This is a genomic window from Lutispora sp. (assembly GCF_041687175.1).
GTDB lineage: Bacteria > Bacillota > Clostridia > Lutisporales > Lutisporaceae > Lutispora.
On record NZ_JAWLCK010000176.1, the window covers coordinates 1 to 4,391 of the forward strand.

At 37.3% G+C, this 4,391-nt stretch carries 4 protein-coding genes; all 4 read left to right on the forward strand.

The genetic code is table 11. From position 1 onward, the window contains the following. A partial coding sequence (locus ACESM9_RS14665; protein ID WP_373000350.1) for an RHS repeat-associated core domain-containing protein occupies positions 1–1,489 on the forward strand: 1,489 nt, incomplete at its 5' end. 17 nt (positions 1,490–1,506) lie between these two features. Next, entirely contained in the window at positions 1,507–2,067 is a 561-nt protein-coding gene (locus ACESM9_RS14670) for a DUF5991 domain-containing protein (RefSeq protein WP_373000353.1), read from the forward strand. Positions 2,068–2,302: 235 nt separating this feature from the next. Continuing rightward, positions 2,303–3,016: a transposase gene (locus tag ACESM9_RS14675; RefSeq protein ID WP_373000356.1), complete on the forward strand. Its 714-nt coding sequence runs from the start codon at positions 2,303–2,305 to the stop codon at positions 3,014–3,016. Between the two features lie 266 nt (positions 3,017–3,282). Beyond that, positions 3,283–3,843, forward strand: coding sequence for a hypothetical protein (locus ACESM9_RS14680; RefSeq protein WP_373000360.1), 561 nt, complete (start codon positions 3,283–3,285; stop codon positions 3,841–3,843). The last annotated feature ends 548 nt before the right edge of the window (positions 3,844–4,391 follow it).

Sequence of the window (4,391 nt, forward strand, 5' to 3'; positions counted from 1 at the left end):
CAGAGGCAACCTGATACAGACAAAAGCAGGGGACAAAATATTCAATGACTACAGCTATGACGAAACCAACCGCTTAGTAGAAGTAATAAACAAACACAAAGACATCACCAGCTATATATATGACGGATTCGGAAACCGTGTAGCCCAGTACATAGACTTGGAAACCAATGCAGGAGGCAACAGACCGGGAAAAGGAAAAGGACATGCCTACGGCCATGACAAGGACAAGCATGGAAAGGGTAAAGCCATTGGACACGGCAAGGACAATAACGGCAACCCGCATCCTGGATGGGGACATCAGTACAAACGGGACAGCATGGAGATCAAGTACGTAGTGGATATAACCAAACCCTACGACAATGTACTCATGATGTACGGAGACCACTATCAGGTACAGAGATATACCAGGGGAATAGACACAATAAGCGTAGACCAGTGGGAACTGGAAGACCCCAATAACGGCTGGATACCGGACACAACAGGTACAAACCTTGAAGGAGAGCCAGACAGGCTCTACTACCTGCAGGATGAAATGGGAAGCATCACAAAAGTAATAGGTGAAGACGGCAAAACCTCAGCCCATTATAACTACGACGAATTCGGAAGACCGCTGTCCTTCAAGAAGTTTGACCAGAATTGGCCAGGCCCTGACAACACCTTTGGATACACAGGGTATCAATATGATGTGTATGCAGGATTGTGGTATGCACAGGCAAGATACTACATGCCCGAGACAGGGAGATTCATATCGGAAGATCCATGGCCGGGAGATATGACAGATCCACAGACATTGAACCCATATCCTTATGTGGTCAATAATCCACTAAAGTATGTGGATCCGTTAGGATTATGGCCTGCTGAGTTTGAAAATGATGAGCTTTCTAACAGGACAAGAAAAATTATAGAAGGAAATAGCGATAATAACTGGAACAATTGCCCTCAAGGGACGGATAGAGATGGATTTGATTATGAATGGACTGGAAAATATGTTACCCCTGAGTTTAAGGTTAAAGTTCTTGAAATATGTGAGAAACTGCAAATGGACCCAGATGATTTAATGGGAATTATGGCTTTTGAATCAAACGGTATTAATCCTTCTTGCGTCAATAAAGTATCTGGAGCAACAGGCCTGATTCAGTTTATGCCTAGTACAGCGAGAGGTTTAGGAACAACTACAGAGGCTTTGGCAAAGATGTCAGCGGTGGAGCAATTAGATTATGTTTATAAGTATTATGAAGGATATGCGGGAAAAATCCACAATATACAGGATGCTTATATGGTTGTATTTATGCCAATAGCAGTAGGGAAAGATGATGATTACAAACTCGGAATTAAAGGTTCAAAAGCAGAACTTGCAAAAGGTTTAAGCTATGGTGTGGTTTATAAGCAAAATGCAGGACTAGATATAAATAAGGATGGTATAATAACAAAAGGAGAAGCTGCCCAGAAAGTTATAGATACAAGAAATAGATATAGTAAAATTGATTAAGAGATGGGTGAAAAGAAATGAATATTTTGAAAAAGTTAATCATATATATTATAATTTGCGTATCTGCTTTTAGTTTATTTGTGGGATGCTCAAAAACACATACTTCATTAAATCAGTTGTCAGAATCAAAACCTGAAAATACACCTTTGAAAGTGGCTTCAAGTAGTGAAAATGTAAAGCCAATGGATAATTCTGAAAATGACAGGACTGAGAAAGATTCAGCAACTTTAGAATCTTGGGTAGGAAATTATATATTTTCTGAGTATGCACCACCAGACCAAAATATGTTCTACACAATTTCGATATATAAAGAAAATAATGAATATTATGCAGAAATAAACATTGATGGATTTCAAACAATTGCAAGGCTAATGACGAAAGTCTCCGGTAATGAAAAATCTATTAAATTAATATTTGAAAAATATTTGCCAGATAATCAGTTTGAGCTATATAATGAAGGAGACATTTTGCTGAGTTTTGAAAAAAGTAATTCTGACATATATACTTCGTGGGGAAAAATTCAACCTATGATTCAAAATAATAATAAATCTGGTAAAGTGTACTTTACGATTGAGTAGATTAGATAAGTGCCAGGCACCGGAGTTATCCAGTTATTGACACGAATTAGTCCTTCTGGTAATATAAGGATATTATATTGCCGGGAGGATTTTTTCTTATGGGCAGACCATGGAGGGAAGAATACAAGGGCGGAATATATCATGTAATAGCAAGAGGTAATAATAAAGAATACATATTCAAAGAAAGCATAGATAAGGGGTATTTCATTAACAAATAAAAGAATGTAGTGCTGCTATGGGGTGTAAGGTTTATGGTTATGTATTGATGGACAACCACTATCATATTATTGTTCAGACACTGGAAAAGAAGCTGCAGGAAATAATGCACCAGATCAATAATAAATACAGTAAGTATTTCAATGGCAAGTATAAGAGAGTCGGGCATGTATATCAAGGCAGATATAAAGCAGTTATGGTACAGGATGAAAGATATATGCTTAAGCTTTTGAGATATATACATCAGAATCCTGTAAGGGCAGGGCTGTGTAACTTGGTTGAAGACTATAAATGGAGCAGCGATATATACTACAGAAAAAACATCAGAAGCTTTGTAAATACCAGAGTAATATATGAAATGCTGGATAAGCATACAGTAAGTGCAATGCAAAAATACAAGGAATATATGGATGAGCCGGAAGACGGGAATTACAGCAGGGTAAATGCAATAGGAGAGGAAGCATATCAAGTTATGTGCTTAAGCAGGAAGGAAGAAAACCAGAGAAAAAGGCTGGATGAGATACTCATAGAGACAGGGGTATCGACAGAGGACTACAGACTAATAAAAGCAGGATCAAGAAAAAGAAAGCTTACGGGATATAAGATACAATTTATACAAGCAGCGATAAAAGAGCGCTATACATACAGTGAAATAGGCAAAAGCATAGGAATGACAGATAGTGGGGTACAACATATCCTAGATAGGTGGGGCAGTGAAACAATAACTGGATAAGTTTGGTGCCTGGCACTTATCCTATTCAATAAGGGATACATTCTGACTCCAGAAAAAGCCACTTTTTTCAAGCTAATTACTGAAGGTAGTACAGACGAGAATGAAATATTCTACCAATTTTCGAGATGGGATAAAGCTAACGGTAAATTTTCTTTAGGGGTCTACAGACGAAGTTGTGATACAGCAGATATCTTTTTATATGGAGAATATGGTAGGGATGATCGAGATGAACCGTAACTCTCAAAGCTAAAGTTGGAGGTAACATTATGAGAAAAATATTAATGATAATGCTTGTTATGGTATTAATATGTGGCTGTTCAAAAAGTTATTATGATAAGGAGGAACAAGAACAACTTCATTCAAATAATAAGGAAGTAGTGATACAAGATATGAAATCATCAGAAGATAATGAAACATCAGAAGAAGATATGAAGACTTATTATGGTGAATGGAAAATTAGTAAACTATTTTTTTCTGATGCCCCTAGCACTTGGGGTAAAGAAGAATTAGAAGAATTGATTGGTAAGAAACTGATACTTTCTTCTGAAAAGGCTATTTTTGATGGCATAGAACTATCTAATCCTCAATATGGAGAACATGTTATTTTACCAGATGAAATAAGGGCTGAACTTGTTACAACATATGAAGCGCTAGGATTAGATTCGAAAAATCCTCCAATATTAGTAACAATATATACTGAGGATAGTATGACAGAGGAAAGTGAATGGATTTCGGATAGTATTATATATAGGTTCTTTGTTAAAGATTTTAATACAATAATTGCAGAAAATAGAAATGCATATTTTGAACTTATGAGAGTCAACTGATTCAACATTTTCTCATTTGAGCAAGTGATGCTACATAGATCAGGTTACAGTTTAATCAACCTGTCAACTTATTGGTGTGAGGTCCTAGAAGAAAAGTCTTCTAGGGCTTTGCTATCGAAAAAACTCACAATATGGTATAATATGGAATATAGTGAGGTTTATTTGATAATGTACTCTTGATGTACGGAGACCACTACCAGGTATAGAGATATACCAGGGGAATAGACACAATAAGCGTAGACCAGTGGGAACTGGAAAACCCCAATAACGGCTGGATACCGGATACAACAGGTACAAACCTTGAAGGAGAACCGGACAGGCTGTATTACCTACAGGATGAAATGGGCAGCATCACAAAAGCAATAGGCGAAGACGGCAAGACCTCCGCCCATTACAACTACTAGGTTGGGTGCCAGTCTGTCAACCTGTCAACTTATTGGCGTGAGGCCCTAGAAGAAAAGTCTTCTAGGGCTTTGCTATCAAAAAAACTCACATTATGGTATAATATGGAATATAGTGAGGTTTATTTGATAGCAAGTAAGGGGATG